Annotated in this window: 23 protein-coding genes; 14 read left to right on the forward strand and 9 right to left on the reverse strand. The window is 64.6% G+C overall.

The window, feature by feature from the left end; genetic code table 11:
* The coding region (locus EYE42_RS16330) for a GTP-binding protein (RefSeq protein ID WP_246020707.1) at nt 1–243 on the reverse strand (243 nt) is incomplete at its 3' end.
* Nucleotides 244–338: 95 nt separating this feature from the next.
* Here EYE42_RS16330 and EYE42_RS10065 point away from each other — a divergent pair.
* From EYE42_RS10065 to EYE42_RS10080, 4 genes are all read left to right on the forward strand, one after another.
* A complete protein-coding gene (locus EYE42_RS10065; protein WP_130991205.1) occupies nt 339–1,265 on the forward strand; it encodes a DUF533 domain-containing protein in 927 nt (308 codons plus the stop codon).
* 93 nt (nt 1,266–1,358) lie between these two features.
* Complete coding sequence (locus EYE42_RS10070; protein ID WP_130991206.1) at nt 1,359–1,814, forward strand: c-type cytochrome; 456 nt, start codon at nt 1,359–1,361, stop codon at nt 1,812–1,814.
* A complete protein-coding gene (locus EYE42_RS10075) occupies nt 1,814–2,398 on the forward strand; it encodes a cytochrome b/b6 domain-containing protein (protein WP_130991207.1) in 585 nt (194 codons plus the stop codon). The genes EYE42_RS10070 and EYE42_RS10075 overlap by 1 nt, the downstream gene beginning before the upstream one ends.
* A 58-nt stretch (nt 2,399–2,456) precedes the next feature.
* Nucleotides 2,457–3,356 (forward strand): SDR family oxidoreductase, encoded by a 900-nt coding sequence (locus EYE42_RS10080; protein ID WP_130991208.1) that lies wholly within the window; start codon nt 2,457–2,459, stop codon nt 3,354–3,356.
* 91 nt (nt 3,357–3,447) lie between these two features.
* On the opposite strand, the gene parC is transcribed toward EYE42_RS10080, so the two are convergent.
* A complete protein-coding gene (gene parC / locus EYE42_RS10085; protein ID WP_246020745.1) occupies nt 3,448–5,688 on the reverse strand; it encodes a DNA topoisomerase IV subunit A in 2,241 nt (746 codons plus the stop codon).
* Nucleotides 5,689–5,811: 123 nt separating this feature from the next.
* Here parC and EYE42_RS10090 point away from each other — a divergent pair, with 123 nt between their 5' ends.
* The 9 genes from EYE42_RS10090 (at nt 5,812) to betC (ending at nt 13,241) form a co-directional block, all read left to right on the forward strand.
* Nucleotides 5,812–6,309, forward strand: coding sequence for an SH3 domain-containing protein (locus EYE42_RS10090; RefSeq protein ID WP_130991209.1), 498 nt, complete (start codon nt 5,812–5,814; stop codon nt 6,307–6,309).
* Complete coding sequence (locus EYE42_RS10095; protein WP_281277814.1) at nt 6,306–7,124, forward strand: SDR family NAD(P)-dependent oxidoreductase; 819 nt, start codon at nt 6,306–6,308, stop codon at nt 7,122–7,124. Before EYE42_RS10090 ends, EYE42_RS10095 begins: the two co-directional genes overlap by 4 nt.
* Before the next feature lie 37 nt (nt 7,125–7,161).
* Nucleotides 7,162–7,362: a twin transmembrane helix small protein gene (locus EYE42_RS10100; RefSeq protein WP_130991211.1), complete on the forward strand. Its 201-nt coding sequence runs from the start codon at nt 7,162–7,164 to the stop codon at nt 7,360–7,362.
* Entirely contained in the window at nt 7,362–7,934 is a 573-nt protein-coding gene (locus EYE42_RS10105) for a cob(I)yrinic acid a,c-diamide adenosyltransferase (RefSeq protein WP_130991212.1), read from the forward strand. Before EYE42_RS10100 ends, EYE42_RS10105 begins: the two co-directional genes overlap by 1 nt.
* A gap of 110 nt (nt 7,935–8,044) precedes the next feature.
* On the forward strand, nt 8,045–8,803 hold the full coding sequence (locus EYE42_RS10110) for an electron transfer flavoprotein subunit beta/FixA family protein (RefSeq protein WP_130991213.1): 759 nt from the start codon (nt 8,045–8,047) through the stop codon (nt 8,801–8,803).
* Nucleotides 8,803–9,729, forward strand: a complete 927-nt coding sequence (locus EYE42_RS10115; RefSeq protein ID WP_130991214.1) for an electron transfer flavoprotein subunit alpha/FixB family protein — start codon at nt 8,803–8,805, stop codon at nt 9,727–9,729. Before EYE42_RS10110 ends, EYE42_RS10115 begins: the two co-directional genes overlap by 1 nt.
* Before the next feature lie 148 nt (nt 9,730–9,877).
* Nucleotides 9,878–10,753, forward strand: a complete 876-nt coding sequence (locus tag EYE42_RS10120) for a 3-hydroxybutyryl-CoA dehydrogenase (protein WP_130991215.1) — start codon at nt 9,878–9,880, stop codon at nt 10,751–10,753.
* A gap of 60 nt (nt 10,754–10,813) precedes the next feature.
* Nucleotides 10,814–11,746 (forward strand): choline ABC transporter substrate-binding protein, encoded by a 933-nt coding sequence (gene choX, locus EYE42_RS10125; protein ID WP_130991216.1) that lies wholly within the window; start codon nt 10,814–10,816, stop codon nt 11,744–11,746.
* Nucleotides 11,747–11,750: 4 nt separating this feature from the next.
* Nucleotides 11,751–13,241 (forward strand): choline-sulfatase, encoded by a 1,491-nt coding sequence (gene betC / locus EYE42_RS10130; RefSeq protein ID WP_281277815.1) that lies wholly within the window; start codon nt 11,751–11,753, stop codon nt 13,239–13,241.
* A 31-nt stretch (nt 13,242–13,272) separates the two neighbouring features.
* On the opposite strand, the gene EYE42_RS10135 is transcribed toward betC, so the two are convergent.
* The 6 genes from EYE42_RS10135 to EYE42_RS10160 all read right to left on the reverse strand — a co-directional run bounded on the left by EYE42_RS10135 (nt 13,273) and on the right by EYE42_RS10160 (nt 16,619).
* On the reverse strand, nt 13,273–13,629 hold the full coding sequence (locus tag EYE42_RS10135; protein WP_246020708.1) for a DUF2852 domain-containing protein: 357 nt from the start codon (nt 13,627–13,629) through the stop codon (nt 13,273–13,275).
* A gap of 143 nt (nt 13,630–13,772) precedes the next feature.
* Complete coding sequence (locus EYE42_RS10140) at nt 13,773–14,387, reverse strand: TetR/AcrR family transcriptional regulator (protein ID WP_130991218.1); 615 nt, start codon at nt 14,385–14,387, stop codon at nt 13,773–13,775.
* Nucleotides 14,388–14,666 carry an HPr family phosphocarrier protein gene (locus EYE42_RS10145; RefSeq protein WP_130991219.1) on the reverse strand — a complete coding sequence of 93 codons (279 nt, stop codon included), beginning with the start codon at nt 14,664–14,666 and terminating at the stop codon, nt 14,388–14,390. It lies immediately after the preceding gene.
* Nucleotides 14,666–15,085, reverse strand: a complete 420-nt coding sequence (locus EYE42_RS10150; protein ID WP_130991220.1) for a PTS sugar transporter subunit IIA — start codon at nt 15,083–15,085, stop codon at nt 14,666–14,668. The genes EYE42_RS10145 and EYE42_RS10150 overlap by 1 nt, the downstream gene beginning before the upstream one ends.
* Nucleotides 15,082–16,086, reverse strand: coding sequence for an RNase adapter RapZ (rapZ, locus tag EYE42_RS10155; protein WP_130991376.1), 1,005 nt, complete (start codon nt 16,084–16,086; stop codon nt 15,082–15,084). The genes EYE42_RS10150 and rapZ overlap by 4 nt, the downstream gene beginning before the upstream one ends.
* A gap of 32 nt (nt 16,087–16,118) precedes the next feature.
* Nucleotides 16,119–16,619 carry an HPr kinase/phosphorylase gene (locus EYE42_RS10160; protein ID WP_342772708.1) on the reverse strand — a complete coding sequence of 167 codons (501 nt, stop codon included), beginning with the start codon at nt 16,617–16,619 and terminating at the stop codon, nt 16,119–16,121.
* A 115-nt stretch (nt 16,620–16,734) separates the two neighbouring features.
* Here EYE42_RS10160 and EYE42_RS10165 point away from each other — a divergent pair, with 115 nt between their 5' ends.
* The gene (locus EYE42_RS10165; RefSeq protein ID WP_130991222.1) at nt 16,735–18,330 is read left to right on the forward strand and encodes a phosphoenolpyruvate carboxykinase; all 1,596 of its coding nucleotides are present in this window, start codon (nt 16,735–16,737) and stop codon (nt 18,328–18,330) included.
* Between the two features lie 66 nt (nt 18,331–18,396).
* On the opposite strand, the gene EYE42_RS10170 is transcribed toward EYE42_RS10165, so the two are convergent.
* The gene (locus EYE42_RS10170; protein ID WP_130991223.1) at nt 18,397–20,421 is read right to left on the reverse strand and encodes a PhoX family protein; all 2,025 of its coding nucleotides are present in this window, start codon (nt 20,419–20,421) and stop codon (nt 18,397–18,399) included.
* Nucleotides 20,422–20,489: the final 68 nt, after the last annotated feature.

The raw sequence follows: 20,489 nt of genomic DNA on the forward strand, positions 1-20,489 counted from the left end.
CTTGAACTCGCCGAAATACTTCGTGATCGCCGCCGTCAGCGTCGTCTTGCCATGGTCAACATGGCCAATCGTGCCAATGTTGACATGCGGTTTCGTCCGTTCAAACTTTGCCTTTGCCATCTGGGCCTCCTGATCGCGGGGCATGGCGAGACGGCCCCGAATTTTGACGTGCGCCGCGATGTAAAAGCCGGTGGGGGAAAAATCAAGTGCGGGCAGACGCCGCCGGCCGACACCCTCGGTCATTGCAGCGGCTGCCGGAACCAAGGGCCATATAGGGGTGTTCGACGTGCAGCCGGGGCAATCCCATGCCCTGTTCTTCGATTCACAGGAGGATCGTCATGAGTCTCATGAAAACCCTGGGCCGCGTTGCTGCCGGGGTCGTTCTGGCCAAGGGTATCGGCGCCGCCATGCAGCAGCACCAGCGCAATCAGCCCGGGGGGCAGGTATCTGACCGGAACCGTCCCAGCGGCGGGCTGCTGGGCGATCTGTTCGGCAGCAACACGGGCAGCGGATCGGGCGGAAACCTGAACGACATGCTGGGCCAGGTGCTGGGCGGTCGCACCGGGGGCGGGCGGCCTTATGGCGGTCCCACCTCGCGGGGGGCGTCGGGCGGGCTTGGCGGGCTTCTGGACAGCCTGACCAACAGGGCCGGTTCAGGCGGCGGCAGCGCGGGCGGGCTTGGCGATTTGCTGGGACAACTGACGGGCGGCACCAAGACCCGCAGCGCCGGAACCGGCGGCGGGCTTGGCGATCTTCTGGGCGGGCTTCTGGGGGGCGCCGCGGCAGGCGGCCTGGCGGGTCAGCTTGCGCGCAAGGATTCCCAGCCCACGAACGACGCGAGTTTTGGCGAACTGTTCAACGACGCCGTCGCCAAGCAGGACGAGCCCGATGTGGCCCCCACCCCTGAACAGAACGCCGTGGCGGGGCTTATGCTGCGCGCCATGATCCAGGCCGCCAAATCCGACGGCAAGATCGACGAGGCGGAAAAACAGCGGCTGCTGGGCAAGCTGGGCGACGATCTGGATGACGATGAACGGCAGTTCATCCGCGACCAGATGGCCGCCCCGGTGGATGCCGAGGCCTTGGCGCGCGATGTGCCCAAAGGACTGGAATCGCAGGTTTATCTGATGTCCCTTCTGGCCATTGACCTGGATCACGACGACGAGGCCCGATATCTGGACCGCCTTGCCCAGGCGCTGAAGCTGGACCGTCCTGCGGTCAACGACATCCATGACCAGTTGGGCACGACCCGTCTTTATACCTGAAGCGGAACAAGCCGGACGCGCGGCAGTTGATTCGCGCGTCCAGATTTGCCAACATTCCCCTGATTGACCCCTCAACCCCTCCCGGAGCCAGCCATGACCGCCGTCAAAGCCATTGCCCTTGCTGCAAGCCTTTTCGTACCGTCCCTCGCGGCGGCACAGGACACCGATGCCATCCTCGAGGCGCGCCAGGGATTCATGTCCTTGCTGAGCTTCAACATGGGAAAGCTGTCTGGCATGGCCAAGGGCGAGATCGAATACGACGCCGAGGCCGCCTCGGTTGCGGCCAGCAATATCGTGGCCCTAACGAATTACGACATATGGCCTTTGTTTGTCGAAGGAACCTCGTCCGAGGATCTGGACAATTCCGACGCCCTGCCCGCGATCTGGGAAAATCCCGATGATTTCCGCGCCAAGTTCGCGGCCCTGCGCGAAGCAGCCGCAGGGGCCCCCGCAACAGTAGGCGGCGGTCAGGAAGCCTTGGGACCGGCGTTGCAGCAACTGGGCGGCGCCTGCAAGTCCTGCCACGACGATTACCGCAAGGACGACTGATGGCGACACAGGACGCACGCCGGGAACGCATCTGGGACCCGGCGCTGCGTGCCTATCATTGGGCATTGGCGGTGCTGGTGATCGCCAACTGGCTGCTTGGAAAGCTGGGCCCTTCCGACATGACGCTGCATTTTTGGCTGGGCTATGGGGTGATCGGGCTGCTTGTGTTCCGGCTGGTCTGGGGCCTGGCCGGACCGGCCACGGCGCGGTTCACGCAGTTCGTTCGCGGTCCCCGCGCCGTGCTGGCCTATCTGCCCGAGATGGCACGGCCCCGGCCAAGTCAATGGCCCGGTCACAGCCCCGTGGGCGCATTGGCGGTTGTGGCCATGCTGGCCGTCCTGATCCTGCAGGTCACGACCGGGCTGTTCGCGGACCCCGACGATTACATCAACGTGGGACCGCTAGCCTCGACAGTCAGTTCGGAAACATCGCGCAGCGCCCTGCGCTGGCACAACCGGGGTGCGGACCTGATCCTGATCCTGGTCCTGCTGCACTGGGCAGCGATTCTCTTTTATCGGCTGTGGAAGCACGAAGATCTGGTGCGGCCGATGATCACCGGCTGGAAATGGGTACGTCGCCGCTAGTGGCCGGGAACCCCCGCCCGCGCGGCATGTTGGGCAAGGCAATCCAAAAGGAACACCCATGTCCACCGACCAGCCTTTTCGCAGCGGCGCGATCCGCGACCCTCGTCTGCCCGAACCCGATTTTCCCAAACAGGAGCAACCCTTTCCCGGTCTGGCCAGCCGCATGGACCCTCTGCCCGACCATGGCGAAACCAGCTATCGCGGCAGCGGGCGCCTGGCAGGCAAGCGTGCGCTGATCACCGGCGGTGACAGTGGCATCGGCGCGGCCGCTGCCATCGCCTACGCGCGCGAAGGCGCCGACATCGCCATCAACTACCTGCCGGAAGAACAGGAAGACGCAGACAGGATCATTGCGTTGATCAAGGCCGAAGGCCGCAAGGCCATCGCCATTCCCGGCGACCTGCAGGACGAGGACTTCTGCAAATCGCTGGTCGCCCAAACGGTCGAGGCGCTTGGCGGGCTGGATATCCTGGTCAACAATGCCGGTCGCCAGCAGTTCTGCGAAAAGCTCGAGGATCTCACGACCGAGGATTTCGACGCGACCATGAAGACCAATGTCTATGCCCCGTTCTGGATCACCCGCGCAGCCCTGCCGCACATGGAGGCGGGCGCGTCGATCATCATCACCTCGTCGGTGCAGGCCTTCTCGGCTTCGGAACTGCTGTTCGACTATGCCCAGACCAAAGCCGCCAATGTCGCCTTTGCGCAGTCCCTGGCCAAGCAACTTGCCCCGCGCGGCATCCGGGTGAACGCCGTCTGCCCCGGCCCCTACTGGACCGCGCTGCAGGTCTCGGGCGGCCAGCCGCCTAAGAAGGCCGCCGAACACGGCAAGAACCAGCCTCTTGGCCGCCCCGGCCAGCCGGTCGAGATCGCACCCATATATGTGCTGCTGGCCTCGGACGAGGCGAGTTATATCACCGGGGAATACTTCGGATCGGTCGGCGGCGGGGGTCTGTGAAGCCTTTCGCCTCGATGGGCCATCCCGGGGAGACGGAGGGCGCGGGGCGCAACCCCCGCACCTGACGGTGCCAAGGGCGCCAACCCTTCCGTCAGGTAAACCTGTTGTTGCGGGGAAAGCCGCGCGGGGCCATGCGCCCGGCGCTGGCGCGCTTGCCCAGCCATTCGGTCAGATCCGGTTCGGTCCGGGTGCGGCCACCGCTTTCCTGCCAGCGCAACCCTTCGGCCAGGGTGACAAAGGCTGCGTCAGACAGCGTGTCCCCCGCCACCAGGCCGCCTCCGCTGCCGTATTTCTGAAGCTTGACCCCCTTGCCGCGCGACATTTCTGGCAGTTCGGCCAGGGAAAAAACCAGCATCTTGCGGTTTGTGCCGACCACGGCGACATGATCGCCGCTGACCGGACGGCACAACATTGCGTCACCGTTCAGCACCTGCTTGCCGGCCTTGGTCTGGGCCAGGATATCGCCCGCCCCGACGATGAAGCCATCCCCGGATTTCGATGCCACCAGATATTTCTGGTCTGCGCGCCAGGGAAACATGGCGATCACTTCGGCCTCGTTCGGCAAGTCGATCATCAGCCGCAGCGGCTCGCCCATGCCGCGCCCGCCGGGCAGGGCGTTGGCGGGCAGCGTGTAGAACCGGCCGTTCGAGGCAAAGACCACCAGCTTGTCGGTCGTCTCGGCATGGAGGGCAAGACCAGGGCCGTCGCCGTCCTTGAACTTGATCTCGGCCTCCAGCGGCTGATGGCCCCTGAGGGCGCGAATCCAGCCCATCCTGGACAGGATCACCGTCAGCGGCTCGCGCTCGATCATCGAATCCAGATCGATGGGGGCGATCTCCTGCGCCTCGGCGATCTGGGTGCGGCGCTGGCCCTGCGGCTTGGACTTGCCGAACAGGTTGCGGACTTCCTTCAACTGACCGGCGATGCGGGACCATTGCGCGCCTTCGTCGGCCAGCATGGCCTGCAAGCCCTGCCGTTCCTCCAGCAGCGCATCGCGTTCGGTGCGCAGTTCGATTTCCTCTAGCTTGCGCAGGGCGCGCAGGCGCATGTTCAGGATCGCCTCGACCTGCACGTCGGTCAGCGCGAATTCGGCGATCATCACCGCCTTGGGGTCGTCTTCGTGACGGATGATGGCGATCACGCGATCCAGGTTCAGATAGGCGATCAGATAGCCTTCCAGAACCTCGAGCCGGGTGGCGATGCGATCCAGACGATAGGTCGCGCGGCGCAACAGCACGTCGCGACGGTGGTCCAGAAAGGCGCGCAGCACCTCCTTGAGCGAACAGACCCTGGGCACGCGCCCGTCGATCAGCACGTTCATGTTCATGCTGAAACGGATTTCCAGATCGCTGGCGCGGAACAGCGCGCCCATCAACTGATCGGGATCGACAGTGCGCGCCTTGGGCTCCAGCACGATGCGGATGTCCTCGGCGGATTCGTCGCGCACATCGGCCAGGATCGGGATCTTGCGGGTCTGGATCAGGTCGGCCAGCCGCTCGATCAGTTTGGATTTCTGGACCTGATAGGGGATCTCGGTCACGACGATCTGCCACAGGCCCCGGCCCAGATCCTCGACGGCCCAGCGGGCGCGCACGCGAAAGGCACCGCGTCCGGTGCGATAGGCCTCGGCGATGGCGTCGCGGTTTTCCACGATCACGCCGCCGGTGGGAAAATCCGGACCCCCGATGATGCCGGCCAGCGTATCGTCGCGGGCATCCGGCGTCTTGATCAGGTGCAGGCAGGCGTCGATCACCTCGTGCAGGTTGTGGGGCGGAATATTGGTGGCCATGCCCACGGCGATGCCCGACGCGCCATTGGCCAGCAGGTTCGGAAAGGCCGCCGGCAGAACGATCGGTTCCTGCAAGGTGCCGTCATAGTTCGGGCGGAAATCCACTGCATCCTCGGCCAGCCCTTCCATCAGGCTTTCCGAGGCCTGCGCCAGCCGCGCCTCGGTGTATCGGGCCGCGGCCGGGTTGTCGCCGTCGATATTGCCGAAGTTCCCCTGACCGTCCACCAGCGGATAGCGCATGGCGAAATCCTGCGCCAGGCGCGCCATCGCGTCATAAATCGCCGCATCCCCATGAGGGTGATAGTTGCCCATCACGTCGCCGGTGATCTTGGCCGACTTGCGGAACGCCCCGTTCGGCGCCAGCCGCAGTTCGCGCATTGCATAAAGAATGCGCCGATGCACCGGCTTCAGCCCGTCGCGCGCGTCCGGCAAGGCCCGGTGCATGATCGTGGACAGTGCATAGGTCAGATACCGTTCGCCGATCGCGCGGCTCAGCGGTTCAGTCTGGGTGGCGTCGCCGGGGTCGATGGGCAGGCTGGACATGCGCATCAGATAGGATGTGGCGGGCACGCGGTCCAGCAGGAATCGCGGAACGGCCGCCGGGCCGTTGGCGTTGCGCCCATACGACAGATAAACAAGACCCGAAAGGGTCTGCTGGGGGCATGGATGATCAGACTGGGCGCGCTTGTTCTTGGCACGCTTGCCGGACTGTTCCTGCTCCTTGGCGTGCTGGGCGATAAAGACCTGCGCGCCGAACGCCGGCCCATGCCGCAGGTTCAGCCCGCGGCCGAGGAAGCCGAGGCGCCCGAGGCCGCGCCAGATCAGATTGTGCAGCCATCGCCCCCTGCGGTGGTCCAGGCCGCAGCGCAGACCCCCGCGCAGGTGCAGCGCTTTCCCGGCCCGGCTCTCAGGCCGTCCCCCGAACATGCGGATGCCGATCGGGCCGATGCCCCGGCCTCGAACGGGCCGGTCCTGTATGTCACCGGCAACCGGGTGAACGTCCGGGCCGGCCCCTCGACCGGCGACGGGGTGGTGACAGCGCTGGATCGCGGCGCCGCCGTTCAGCCCCTGGGGCCCACGGATGGGGAATGGGTCAATATCCGCGTCGCGAACGGCAACGCCGGCTATGTGGCGGGCCGGTTCCTGTCGGCCACCGCTCCGTGAGCCGGCGCGTCCTGATCACCGGCTGCTCGTCGGGCATCGGGCTGGATGCCGCGTGGCGGATGCAGTCGCTGGGCTGGCGGGTGGTGGCCACCTGCCGCAAGGACAGCGACATCGCCGCCCGCCGGGCCGAGGGGATGGAGTGTCATCATCTGGATCTGGCGGACGAAAACAGCGTGGCCCAACTGACCGACCGGGTTCTGTCGGGCGGCCCGCTGGACGCGCTTGTCAACAATGCGGCCTTTGCCCTGCCCGGCGCGGTCGAGGACATGCCGCGCGGCGCCCTGCGCGCGATCTTCGAGACCAATCTTTTCGGCGCCCACGACCTGACCGTCAGGCTGATCCCGCATTTCCGCAGGAACGGCGGGAGGATCGTCAACATCAGTTCGGTCCTGGGTCTGATCGGCATCCGCTGGCGCGGCCCCTATGTGGCAACAAAGTTCGCGATGGAGGGGCTGACCGACGTTCTGCGGCTGGAAATGGCGGGCACGCCCGTGCGGGTGATCCTGATCGAACCCGGTCCCATCACCAGCCGCATCCGCGAAAATGCCATCCCCCATTTCGAACGATGGGTCGATTGGCAGAACAGCGCCCGCGCCGACGAATACCGTGACAGCCTGCTGAAACGCCTCTACCGGCCTTCGGGCAAGGACCGGTTCGAACTTCCGCCCTCGGCCGTCAGCGACCGGATCGTCCATGCGCTGACTGCGGCGCGGCCCCAGGCGCGCTATTATGTCACAACGCCCACATGGATCTCGGGGACGGCGCGCAGGCTTTTACCCACGCGTGCACTGGACTGGTTCGCGCGCCACGGCTAGGGTCCGGCAGCGAAGGCGCCGGGGAAAGGCAGCATCCATGACCGACGAACCCCTGTTTTACGTGATCGTTCTGGCGATGCTGGCCGTTCTGGCGGTGCTGGCGACCGGCATCGGCGGCTTTGCCAAGGGCGGCGAATTCAATCGCAAGCACGGCAACCGGATGATGCGCTGGCGGCTGATCGCCCAGGCGGTGGCGGTGGCGCTGATTATGCTGTTCGTCTGGCTGGGGGGACGGTGATGGTTGTCCTGAGCCGCATCTATACGCGCACCGGTGACGGGGGCGACACCGCCCTGTCCGATGGAACCCGCGTTCCCAAGCACGACCCGCGGGTCGAGGCTTATGGCACGGTGGACGAACTGAACGCCACGCTGGGCCTGTGCAGGCTTCACGCAGCGGGCGAACTGGCGGACTGGCTGGCCGTGATCCAGAATGACTTGTTCGACTTGGGGGCCGATCTGTCGCGCCCGGACATGACGGCGGACGACCGGGCGGGTTATCCGGTCCTGCGCATGATCGACGGGCAGGTCGAGCGTCTAGAATCCGAGATCAATGCGATGAACGCCCGTCTTGCCCCGCTGCGCAGCTTTGTGTTGCCGGGCGGATCGGCGCTGGCTGCGCATCTTCATCTGGCACGTACCGTGGCCCGCCGGGCGGAACGCCGCACGACCGATCTGGCGGCGGGGGGCGATGTGAACGGGGCCGCTGTAAGGTATCTGAACCGGCTGTCCGACTGGCTGTTCGTGGCCAGCCGCATTGCCAATGACAACGGGGCAGACGACATCCTGTGGGTGCCGGGAGCCGGCCGCTAGCCGCGACGGTCCGACGCAAACGCAACGTCGCAGGACGCTTTTGTGTTGGAAACCGCGACTATCCGCCGGTAACACTGCGCCAGAATTCGAGATAAAGGGGAGCACGACCCATGAAGATACTTGTGCCCGTGAAGCGGGTTATTGACTACAACGTGAAGGTCCGGGTTCGGGCGGACGGGTCGGGTGTGGATCTGTCGAACGTAAAGATGTCGATGAACCCCTTTGACGAGATCGCGGTCGAGGAGGCGATCCGCCTGAAGGAGAAGGGGCAGGCCGAGGAGGTCGTCGTTGTCAGCATCGGCGTGCGTCAGGCGCAGGAAACGCTGCGCACCGCGCTGGCGATGGGGGCGGACCGGGCGATCCTGGTGGTGGCGGCCGAGGACGTGCACCAGGACATCGAGCCTCTGGCGGTGGCCAGGATTCTCAAGGCGGTGGTCGATGCCGAACAGCCCAGGCTGGTGATCGCCGGCAAGCAGGCCATCGACAACGACATGAACGCCACCGGCCAGATGCTGGCGGCGCTCCTGGGCTGGGGCCAGGCGGCCTTTGCCAGCCGGATCGAGATCGCGGGCGACAGCGCGCGCGTCACGCGCGAGGTGGACGGCGGGTTGCAGACGATCAGCGTGGCGCTGCCTGCGATCGTGACCGCCGACCTGCGGCTGAACGAGCCGCGCTATGCGAGCCTGCCCAACATCATGAAGGCCAAGAAGAAGCCGCTCGAGGAAAAGACGGCGGCCGACTACGGCGTGGACGTGACGCCGCGGCTGGAGGTGGTTTCGACCCGCGAGCCCGAGGGGCGTCAGGCGGGGATCAAGGTCGGCTCGGTGGACGAGCTGGTCGGCAAGCTGAAAGAAGCGGGGGTGATCTGATGGCTGTTCTGTTGCTGGGCGAGGTCAACCACGGCGCGCTGAACCGCGACGCCACCGCCAAGGCGGTCCAGGCGCTGCAGTCCCTGGGCGCGGTAACGGTGCTCTGCGCCGGCGCCAGGGCGCGCGATGCGGCCACGGATGCCGCGGCCATCGCCGGGGTGGCCCGCGTGCTGGTGGCCGAGGATGCGCGCTATGGCCACCGGCTGGCCGAGCCCACGGCGGCGCTGATCGTGTCGCTGGCCGGGGACTATGACCACATCGCCGCCCCCGCCACCACCGACGCCAAGAACGTCATGCCGCGGGTGGCGGCGCTGCTGGACGTGATGGTGATCCCCGACGTGTCCAAGGTCATCGACGCCTCGACCTTCGAGCGTCCGGTCTATGCCGGCAACGCCATTCAGACGGTGCGCTCGCGCGATGCGAAAAAGGTGATGACGATCCGCGTGGCCAGCTTCGAGGCAGCGGGCACGGGCAGCGGTGCGCCCATCGCGGACGCCACGCCGGCCGACGATCCCGGCCTGTCGTCCTGGGTGGGCGACGAGGTCGCGGCCAGCGACCGGCCCGAACTGACCTCGGCGGGGCGGGTGGTCTCGGGCGGGCGGGCGGTCGGCTCGAAGGAGAATTTCGCCATGATCGAGGCCCTGGCCGACAAGCTGGGCGCGGCGGTGGGCGCCAGCCGGGCGGCGGTCGATTCCGGCTATGCCCCGAACGACTGGCAGGTCGGCCAGACCGGCAAGGTGGTCGCCCCCGACCTTTATGTGGCGGTGGGCATCTCGGGCGCGATCCAGCACCTTGCGGGCATGAAGGACAGCAAGGTCATCGTCGCCATCAACAAGGACGAGGAAGCCCCCATCTTCCAGATCGCCGACTACGGCCTCGTCGGAGACCTGTTCCAGATCGTCCCGGAACTCACAGAAAAACTGTGACCGGGAAAGGGGGGGCGAATATCCCATAGGCAGGAGGGGGACAAAACGCCCCGTCTGAACCAGAAGAACCGCCCCGAAAGGGGCGGTTTTCGCATTGCGGCAACCGCCCGCCCGCCCTATCGTCCCGACCGTCAGATAGGGGGGCAATATGGCAGTCCAGTCGGTTGGAATCGTGGGCGCGGGTCAGATGGGCAACGGCATCGCCCATGTCTTTGCCCTGGCGGGATACGATGTGCTGATGACCGATATCAGCCAGGACGCCCTGGACAAGGCGCTGTCGCTGATCGACCGCAACCTTGAACGCCAGGCCAGCAAGAACAGGATCGCCGAGGATGACCGCAGGGCCGCGATGGGCCGGATCCGCACCACGCTGCGGCTGGCCGACCTGGGCCAGACCGACCTGGTGATCGAAGCCGCGACCGAGCGCGAGACCGTCAAGCAGGCGATCTTCGAGGATCTGGTGCCGCATCTCAAGCCCGACACCATCCTGACCTCAAACACGTCCTCGATCTCGATCACCCGGCTGGCCAGCCGCACCGACCGGCCGGAAAAGTTCATGGGCTTTCACTTCATGAACCCGGTCCCGGTGATGCAACTGGTCGAGCTGATCCGCGGCATCGCGACTGATCAGCCCACCTATGACACGCTGCTCGCGGTGGTGGAAAAGCTGGGCAAGACGGCAGCCACGGCCGAGGATTTCCCGGCCTTTATCGTCAACCGGATCCTCATGCCGATGATCAACGAGGCGGTCTATACGCTTTATGAAGGCGTCGGGAATGTCCGGTCCATCGACGAATCGCTCAAGCTGGGTGCCAATCATCCGATGGGGCCGCTGGAACTGGCCGATTTCATCGGGCTGGACACCTGCCTGGCGATCATGAACGTGCTGCATGACGGATTGGCCGATACGAAATACCGCCCCTGCCCCTTGCTGACCAAGTATGTCGAGGCCGGCTGGCTGGGACGCAAGACCGGACGCGGCTTTTACGACTATCGCGGCGGCACCCCCGTGCCGACGCGGTGACACCCCCGGCCCTGCCCGACGGACCCGCGGTCCGGGGCAAGCCCTGACAGGAGGATGACCATGAAGGCCCTTACAACCCTGACGGCCCTGATGCTGGCGGCATCGGCTCTGCCCGCCTTGGCCGAGGATGCGGCGGCCTGTGGCACGGTGCGCCTTTCCGATCCCGGCTGGACGGACATCACCGCCACAAACGGCGTGGCGGCGGTTCTGCTGGAAGCCCTGGGCTATGAGCCCGACATCGCCACCCTGTCGGTTCCGGTCGGATACGAGGCGCTGAAGAACGGGCAGACGGACGTGTTCCTGGGCAACTGGATGCCCGCGCAGCAGACGTTCCGCGACGATCTGGACGCTTCCGGCACGGTGGTCGAACTGGTGCAGAACCTGGAAGGCGCCAAGTTCACCCTGGCGGTCAACAAGGCCGGCGCCGACGCCGGGGTCAAGGATTTCGGCGATCTGGACGCGCAAAAGGATGCCTTCGGCGGCAAGATCTATGGGATCGAGCCGGGCGCCCCCGCAAACCAGTCGATTCAGGCGATGATCGAGGCGGACGAATTCGGCCTGGGTGATTGGGAACTGGTGGAATCGGGCGAACAGGCGATGCTGGCACAGGTCGGGCGCAGCGGCGACACACCGGTCGTCTTTCTTGCCTGGGCGCCTCATCCCATGAACGAGGCGATCGACATCACCTATCTGTCGGGCGGCGACGCCCAGTTCGGCCCCGATTATGGCGGCGCGACGGTGCATACGCTGGCCCGGAAGGAATGGGTCGCCGCCTGCCCGAATGCGGCCCGGCTGTTCAGCCAACTGGTCTTCGACGTGCCAATGGAAAACGTCCTGATGGGCAAGATCCTAGACGATGGCGCCGATCCCAAGGAGGCCGCGGTGGAATGGCTGGCCGAAAATCCGCAGGCCATCGATGCCTGGCTGGACGGCGTCACCACGCTGGACGGCCAGCCGGGCACCGAGGCGGTCAAGGCTGCGGTGGCCGGGTAATCCCTTGCAGCCGAACGTCCTGATCCTGATGGTGGACCAACTGTCGGGGGTGCTTTTCCCCGACGGCCCCGCCCCGTTCCTGCACGCGCCCCACCTGAAACGACTGGCGGAACGGTCCACGCGGTTCGCCAACACCTATACCGGCAGCCCGCTCTGCGCGCCCGCACGGGCCAGCTTCATGTCGGGCCAATTGCCGCACCGGACGCGGGTTTACGACAATGCGGCGGAATTCGCGTCCGACATCCCGACCTATGCCCATCACCTGAGGCGCGCGGGATACCAGACCAGCCTGTCGGGCAAGATGCATTTCGTCGGTCCCGACCAGTTGCACGGGTTCGAGGAACGTCTGACTACCGACATCTATCCCGCCGATTTCGGCTGGACCCCGGATTACCGCCGCCCCGGCGAACGGATCGACTGGTGGTATCACAACCTGGGTTCGGTCACTGGCGCCGGCGTGGCCGAGATCACCAACCAGTACGACTACGACGACGAGGTGGCCTTCAACGCCTGCCGCAAGCTGTATGACCTGGCCCGCGCCAAGGACGACCGGCCCTGGTGCCTGACGGTCAGCTTTACCCATCCGCACGACCCGTTCGTGGCCCGCCGCAAGTATTGGGATCTGTACACCGGCATCCCAGAACTGGAACCGCCCGAGGCCATTTCCTATGATGACATGGACCCCCATTCCCGGCGACTGATGGACGCCTGCGACTGGCGGGCCTTCGACATCACGCCCGACCAGATCCGCCGGGCGCGGCAGGGATATTTTGCCAACATCACCTATGTGGACGACAAGATCGGTGAAATCCTGGACGTGCTGGACCGCACGCGGCAGGCCGCCATCGTCCTGTTCCTGTCAGACCACGGTGAAATGCTGGGCGAGAGAGGTCTGTGGTTCAAGATGAACTTCTTTGAACCCTCGGCCCGCGTGCCCCTGATGATCGCGGCGCCCGGCATGGCGCCGGGGCGGGTGGACCAGCCGGTCAGCACCATCGACGTGCTGCCGACGCTGTGCGAACTGGCAGGCCTGCCGATGGACGAGATCGCGCCCTGGACCGATGGCCGGTCGTTGGCCGGCGGAGCGGCGCGCGGCCCTGTGCCCATGGAATATGCAGCCGAAGGCACGGTGACGCCGATGGTCGCCCTGCGCGACGGGCACTGGAAATACATCGCCTGCAAGGCCGACCCGGACATGCTGTTCGATCTGGACCGAGACCCGGGCGAACGGGTGAACCTGGCAGGCGATCCCGACCATGCCGTAGTGATGGGCCACTTGCGGGCGATGGCGATGGAATGCTGGGATCTGGACATCTATGACGCCGAGGTGCGGCAGTCCCAGGCCCGCCGCTGGATCGTCTATGAGGCGCTGCGCAACGGTGCCTATTATCCGTGGGACTATCAGCCGCTGCAACAGGCGTCCGAGCGGTACATGCGCAATCACATGGACCTGAACGTGCTGGAGGAGAACCAGCGGTTCCCGCGCGGCGAATAGGAAAAGGGCCGGTGATGCCGGCCCTTGGGTCTTATGCGCTTGGGTAGGCAGGGGTATCGCTCTTGTCACCGCGCTGTTCCATGAACTGGTCGAACTCGGCCTTGTCCTTGGCTTCGCGCAGCTTCTGCAGGAAATCCACGAACTCGCGATGCTCATCCTCCAGCCGCTTCAGCGTTTCCTCGCGATAGGCATCAAAGGCGCTGTTGCCGGTTGATGACGCGTAATACCGCACTTGCGTGCCGCGTTTGCTGCAACTGAACATGCGTTTGCTCCAGATCATGTAGGCCAGAAGGGCCAGGCCCACGGGCCAGAAAACCACAAAACCCAGGATCATGGCGATGATCCAGGCAGCCCTGCCGCGCGCATCCAGCCAGTCCCGAGCGCGCATCAGCGGACCTTGGACTTGAGAGGGCAAGGAATAGGCAGGCATTCGGTACGATTCACCATACATAAGGGAAACCTCCCATGTTAATGTTAATAACATTTACATATGTAGAGGCCGCGGATCGCTCGTCAAGCGGGTGGGACAAATTATTCGCCGATCAGGCCAAGCCCGCGCAGATAGATGATGACCGCGCTTTCCAGCATCTCGGTCGGCTCGACCGGACTGCGGCTGCCCGGCTTGCCCCGCGAAAACAATTCGACCACCCCATGGCTCATGGCCCAGACATGGTTGGCAACCATGCGGGCCGGCGGACGGCGGTCGGACGGCAGGCGTTCCGCCAAGCGTTCGGCCGCGTCGATCAACACATGCTGCGCCCTGTCGGACGCCGCAGCCAGATCGGCATTGCTGGCGATGGATACCCCAGATTCGAACATCGCCATGTAGTGACCCGGACGTTCCGCGGCGAAATCCAGATAGGCTTGGCCCATCCGCATGAAGGCCGTCAGTGGTCGGGGCGAACCGTTGTCGAAAGCCTGTTCCAGACGATCGGTGAAATCCACGAAGCCTTGCCGGGCGACCTCCTCCAGCAGATCGTCGCGGCCCTTGAAATGGCGATAGGGGGCCGCAGGGGACACGCCCGCGCGACGCGCGGCCTCGGTCAGGGTAAAGGCCAGTGGCCCGGTTTCCTGGATCAGGGTCGCAGTCGCGTCCACCAGGGCCTGACGCAGGTTTCCGTGGTGATAGGTCCTGCGATCAGGCACCTACATGCCTTCGCCAAAGTAATCCGACACCAAGGCTTCCAAGGCATCGGCCAGGGCGGCGGCGTCGGGACCGCTGGTCGTGACGGTGATCTGGCTGCCGCGCGGGGCTGTCAGCATCAGAAGACCCATGATGGAATCCCCCGACACCGAGATGCCGTCCTTTTCCACCTGCGCCTGGGCGTCGAAGCGTTCGACCAAATCGACGAACTTGGCGCTTGCCCGGGCGTGAAGGCCCTTTTCGTTGATGATCGCCAGACGGCGCGTGACCTGCCCCGTCATCAGAACCGTGACCCGGTGTTCAATGCAGCTTCGGCCGGGACGTTATAGGAGTTGATGTATTTCCGCCCCGCCTCCTTGGCAAAGGCCACCGCGTCCGTCACCGGCAGATGGCGCGACTTGGCCAGCTTGACCAGCATGGGCAAATTGGCGCCATACAGGATCACGCGGTCGCGCATCGCGCAGGCCGGCAGCGACAGGTTGGACGGCGACCCGCCGAACAGGTCGGTGACAACCACCACACCGTCGCCCCGATCCACCGCATTGGCGGCCGCCTGGATTTCGGCCGTCTTGGCGGTCCGGTCGTGATCGTCCTCGATCGCGACGGCAACGATGCCCAGTTGCGGACCAACCACATGTTCGACCGCCAGAAGATATTCCCTGGCCAGTCCGCCATGCGCCACGATCACAATTCCAATCAACGCGTTCCACCACGTTCAACGGCCTGCAGCCGGCCAGCCTGCCAAGGAGCGACGGAAAGATCGCCCGCAACAGGTGGCGCCGGTGCGCGACGCTCGAGTTCCCTGTGCCTTATTGACACCGGCCAGCCTGCCTTCGCAAGCACATGGCCCACCTTTTCGGTCATTGTGACGGAACGATGTTGTCCGCCGGTGCATCCAAACCCGACCGCCAGATGCGACTTGCCCTCTTGGACATAGGCTGGAAGCAGAAAAAGGATCATCCCGCACACGCGGTCCATGAATTCCGCAAAGCGCGGATCGCCTTCCACATGGTTCTGAACCGCCTGATCACGTCCGGTCAACGGTCGCAGGTCGGACTCCCAATGCGGATTCGTCAGGAATCGGCAATCGAACATGATGTCGATGCCCCGCGGTACCCCGCGCTTGTAGCTGAAGGAATGCAGCGACAGGCTGAGCATCCGATTGGGCCGGGTATCGAACCATCGCGACAGTTCGGCCTTGAGGTCATGGGGCGACAGGTCCGAGGTATCGACCAACACGTCGGCCCGCACGCGAATCGGCGCCAGAAGGTCCAGTTCTGCCATCACTCCGGCCGCCGGTGCGCTGTCGGGCGACAGGGGGTGGCGGCGGCGGGTTTCGTTGTAACGCCGTTCCAACACCTCGGGCGCGCAGTCCAGAAACAGCACTTCGGGGGCATAGCGGGGATCGCGCGTCAGCCGGTCGATCAATTCGATCACGTTGCTGGCAGAAAAATCGCGGTTGCGGACATCCAGTCCCAAGGCCAACGGTTCGGGCCGCGTCGGACCGTCCAGAAGGCGGGGGATCAGCGACAGGGGCAGATTGTCGATCGCTTCGAACCCCAGATCCTCCAGCACGTTGATCGCAGTTGACCGGCCAGCACCCGACGGACCCGTAACAAGAACAAGCCGCTGCACCCCCTCATCCGTTGATCGGGGATCGGCAGCAGAAACCGAGGTGGAATCGTCGGTCGTGTTGACCATCTTTCCTGCCGATGAAACATGCTGTTTCCGTGTCATGCGATGCGGCCGTTCAGCACAAGCTGCCGCAGCGCAGCATAAAGATGCGGGCGATAGGGGGTCGTGACAAGGGGCAAGGCGATTCCCAGCACATCAAGGCTTTGCGACTGTGGCAATCGGCCTGCACACCCCGCCCCCAGATCGACAACCTGGACGATCCTGACCGGCCTGGCGGGATCGGCCGCCAGAATGCCGATGCCTCGCGCCTCGATCCGTCCCAGCAAGGGCGGTGGGCAGCTTGCCATGATCGCCGGTCCTTCACGATGCAGATCGGTCCGGTCATCGGCCACCAGCAAGGCCCCGGCTGCCATCAATTGGAGGGCGAGTGTCGATTTTCCGGTCCCCGAAGGACCAAGAATCAACAATCCCGCATCTTCGAAGGAAATTGACGTAGCATGAAGCTGCATCTGCGAATCACCTCTCGCCTTTGATGCTGGGCTAAAATGGATAACAACGGGTTGAAATCGGATCGCCGAGCAGGCCGTTTGCGATAACATCTACTGTTTACGCTAACTGTTCGCGCCAACGTCTTTTTTGTACTTCGGCCCATGCTATAGGCGCCACATACTTCCGCAGGAAGCCTTCAAGTCATTCATCAGGAGCGTCGATACCATGACCACACGCGTGAACCCGAACTGCATGCTCGAGGATCAGGGAATCGAGGGGCTTGGACAGGTTTACTACAATCTGCTGGAACCGGCCCTGATGACCGAGGCGGTTGCGCGCGGTGAAGGCAGAATGGGTCTGGGGGGGACGTTCCTGGCAACCACCGGCGCCCATACCGGCCGTTCCCCCAAGGACAAGTTCGTGGTCCGCACTCCCGAGGTCGAAAACGCGATCTGGTGGGATAACAACAAGCCCATGGCACCCGAGGCCTTTGACCGTCTGCATTCGGACATGCTGGCCCATATGAAGGGCCGCGACTATTTCGTGCAGGATCTGTTCGGCGGCGCGGATGCCGAAAATCGTCTGGATGTGCGCGTGATTACCGAACTGGCGTGGCACGGCCTGTTCATCCGCCATCTGCTCCGCCGCCCCAAGGCCGAGGAACTGGCGACTTTTACCCCGGAATTCACTATCATCAACTGCCCCGGCTTCAAGGCCGATCCGGAACGCCATGGCTGCCGCAGCGAGACGGTGATCGCCCTGAATTTCGCCAAGAAGCTGATCCTGATCGCCAACACGGCCTATGCGGGGGAAAACAAGAAGTCGGTCTTTACGTTGCTGAACTATTTGCTGCCTGAAAAGGGCATCATGCCGATGCATTGCAGCGCCAACCACGCGATCGGCAATCCGGATGACAGCGCGGTATTCTTTGGTCTGTCGGGCACCGGCAAGACCACGCTGTCGGCGGACCCTTCGCGCGTGCTGATCGGCGACGATGAACACGGCTGGTCAGACAAGGGCATCTTCAACTTTGAGGGCGGCTGTTACGCCAAGACCATCAACCTGTCGCCCAAGGCCGAGCCCGAAATCTATGCGACCTGCTCGCGCTTCGGCACCGTGATCGAGAACATGGTCTTCGATCCCGACACGCTGGAGCTGGATTTCGACGACAATTCGATCACCGACAACATGCGCTGCGCCTATCCGCTGGAGGCGATCGGCAACGCGTCGCCGACTAGCCTGGGCGGACATCCCAAGAATGTGATCATGCTGACCTGCGATGCCTTCGGCGTGCTGCCGCCGATCGCGCGGCTGACGCCCGCGCAGGCAATGTACCATTTTCTGTCGGGCTTCACGTCAAAGACGCCGGGAACCGAGGTCGGCGTGACCGAGCCGACCCCGACCTTCTCGACCTGCTTCGGCGCGCCTTTCATGCCGCGCCGCCCCGAGGTTTATGGCAAGCTGCTGCAGGAAAAAATCGCCCAGCATGGGGCAAGCTGTTGGTTGGTAAACACTGGCTGGACAGGCGGCGCCTTCGGCACCGGTCGGCGGATGCCCATTGCAGCAACTCGCGCCCTGCTGGCAGCGGCCCTTGACGGCAGCCTGAACGACGTTCAGTTCCGCCGCGACTCGAACTTCGGATTCGAGGTTCCGGTCACGGTGCCGGGGGTCGATGACATTCTGCTGGACCCGCGCCGGACCTGGAACGATCCCGCCGCCTATGACCGGCAGGCCGCCAAGCTGGTGCAGATGTTCAGCGACAATTTCGCGCAATATCTGGAGGCGATCGACGACGAGGTGCGCGCGGCCGCCATCGGCTGATGCTGGCTGAGACGAACGAAAAAGGCCGCGCACCCTGCGCGGCCTTTCTTTTTGATGATGACGGGATCAGCCGATCCGGCCGCCGTCCTGCTTGGTAATCGCCACGACGGCGGGGCGCACCGGCATCGCATCGTCGAAATCCGGCCAGCGGGTTGACAGATCCTCGTAATAGGACGGACGGCCATGGCCTTCCCAGTCATCGCCGCCATCGGCGGGGTGCTGGACCGCGACAAAGAAGGTGGTCATGTCATCGGTCATGCAGGGGCCGCAAAGTTCCGCGCCCACCGGCACGCGATAGAACAGGCGCGAGGTGCCGCGCGCCGACCCCTCGGTATCGACCGCCCACAAACCATCGGTGCGGCCGGTATCAGACGGCGAATTGCCGTCGGTCGAAACCCACAGCCGGCCATCGGTATCGACCGCGCAGTTGTCGGGCATCCCGAACCAGCCGTTCGCGGTTGTTTCCGTAGAAAACGTGGCCCCGACCTCGGCGATGCTGGGATCGCCGCACTTCACCAGGATTTCCCAGGTGCCGGTGGTGGCGGTGAAATCGCCCTCGCCTTCGATGATCTCGATGATGTGGCCGAAGGCATTGTCCACGCGAGGATTGGCGGCGTTGGCTTCCTCGCGGCGGGTGTTGTTCGTCAGCATGACATAGGCACGCCCGGTGGTGGGGTTCGGCTGAATGTCTTCGGGCCGGTCCATGGGCGTCGCCTCCAGAAGATCGGCGGCGCGGCGGGTTTCGATCAGCACGTCGGCCTGGGATTGGAACCCGTTCTCGGCGGTCAACGGGCCTTCGCCATGGACCAGCGGCAGCCATTCGATGCGGCCATCGTCATGGAAGCGGGCGACATACAGGGTGCCCTCGTCCAGCAGGTCCATGTTGGCGGCGCGGTCATCGGGGTTATAGGCGCCGGCCGTCACGAACTTGTAGACGTAATCGAAGCGTTCGTCGTCCCCCAGATAAAAGACCACGCGGCCATCCTTGGCGACCACGCTTTCGGCCCCCTCATGCTTGAAACGGCCAAGGGCAGTGCGCTTCCGGGGCGCCGAGGCGGGATCCATCACGTCCACCTCGACGATCCAGCCAAAGCGGTTCGGCTCGTTCGGGTCTTTCGAGACATCGAAACGGTCATGAAAGTTGCCCCAGGCATAGGTCGCATCGGGAACGCCCAGGCGTTCGTAATTTGCGGCCTCGGCGTGGCCTTCGGGCAGGGTGCCGATGAAATACCCGTGGAAATTTTCCTCGGCCATGATGTAGGTGCCCCAGGGGGTCACACCGCCCGCGCAGTTGTTGACGGTGCCCAGCACCTTGCGGCCCGAGGGATCGGCCACGGTTTGCAGGCGCGCATGACCTGCGGCGGGGCCGGTGATTTCCATTTCCGTCTTTGCCGTGATGCGGCGGTTCAGCGCGCCGTCCAGCACCGGCTGCCATTTGCCGTCCACCTTGCGGATTTCGATGACGGTGCCGCCATGGGCCGCCATCTCGATGTTCACGCGCGATTCATCGGCCTCGGAAACCTCGATTTCCTGTGTCGATGTGACGGTGCCGTCTTCGGCGGTTTCTTCCACCGTGCGAATGGTGACGATCCCGGGGAACATCAGATGTTCGTTGGTGTATTCGTGGTTCACGACCAGCAGGCCCCGGTCGTCGGCGCCGTCCAGCGGGATGAAGCCCACGAAGTCGTTGTTATAGCCGAACTGGCGTTCCTGCGCGGACTCGGACTGGTTCAGCGGATCGAAGTCGGGCGCATCGGCGAACACCTTGTCGCCCCAACGCAGCAGCACGTCGGCGTCGTATCCCTCGGCAACATGGTGATCGGCGTCCACGCCTGCCGTAACCTCGGGAAAATCGAAGGCCGAGCCATCGACCCCCTGGGCCCGCGCCGCGTCTGCCGACAGCAGCGCGATGGGGCTGACCGTGGCCGAGATCGCCGCCACCGCCATCGAGCCCCGCAGAAAGCCGCGGCGCGAAAAGCGGGCGGCGATGATTTCGCCCATCGTCGGATTCCGGGTCGGGTTCAGGCCCGGACCCTCCGCATCTTCCAGCCGGCTGGTGCGAAAGACATGGTTGTTCTGCTGGTCACGCATGGCGCTCTCCTGGCTGTTCTGGGCCGTTCTGGCCATCACCGCAGCGATTAGGATGACAATGCGACAAA

It is taken from the genome of Paracoccus subflavus, assembly GCF_004310345.1.
Classification (GTDB): domain Bacteria; phylum Pseudomonadota; class Alphaproteobacteria; order Rhodobacterales; family Rhodobacteraceae; genus Paracoccus; species Paracoccus subflavus.